At 72.8% G+C, this 669-nt stretch carries 2 pseudogenes; one reads left to right on the forward strand and one right to left on the reverse strand.

The window, feature by feature from the left end:
- Window positions 1-345 (forward strand): annotated as a pseudogene (locus WDW90_RS37800) (succinyl-CoA synthetase subunit alpha); the annotation flags it as partial.
- 24 nt (window positions 346-369) lie between these two features.
- Here WDW90_RS37800 and WDW90_RS37805 read toward each other — a convergent pair.
- A pseudogene (locus tag WDW90_RS37805) lies at window positions 370-669 on the reverse strand (histone deacetylase family protein); the annotation flags it as partial.

A 669-nucleotide genomic window follows, 5' to 3' on the forward strand; every position in this document is an offset into this window, starting at 1 on the left:
ATGGCCCTCGATCAGGACGAGCGCACCCGCGCCGTCGTGATGGTGGGCGAGATCGGAGGGGCGATGGAGGAGGCGGCGGCGGAATACGCGGCCGGGATGAGCAAGCCCGTCGTCTCCTTCATCGCCGGGCGGGCCTCGCCGCCGGGCAAGACGATGGGGCATGCCGGAGCGATCGTCTCCGGCAATTCCGGCAGCTATGCCGGCAAGCGCAAGGCCCTCGAGGCGGCCGGCGTGGCCGTGGCCGATACGCCCTCCGAGATCCCCCGCCTGCTGGGATCGTCCGGTGCAACGGCGCGCCCGGCCATGGCCGACGCGGCGACGCTGGCGCTTCACCGCAATGGATAAAGTCAACCGGGCGACGCCGCGCGTTCACGGACGCGCGGCATCGAACGCATCGAGGTACGCCACGAGATTGCGGGGCAGGGCCTCGCACAGGTAGCCCCCTTCCTGGATGATCGCGGTCGGCAGGCCTGCGCGGGCGATCATCGCGGCGGCCGCCCGGAAGCCCTCCCGCGTCACCGCGAGGGCGCCGATGGGATCGTCGTCTGAGGCGTCGAGCCCCAGGGCGAGGATCAGCCCCGCGGGATCCTGCGCGCGGATCGCCGCGAGCCCCAGCCCGATCGCGTCGAGCCAGGCCTCGTCCCCCGATCCGTGCGGCAGCGGCAGGTT

Origin of the sequence: Methylobacterium nigriterrae (genome assembly GCF_037106235.1) — a bacterium.
In the GTDB taxonomy this organism is placed as follows: Bacteria; Pseudomonadota; Alphaproteobacteria; order Rhizobiales; family Beijerinckiaceae; genus Methylobacterium; species Methylobacterium nigriterrae.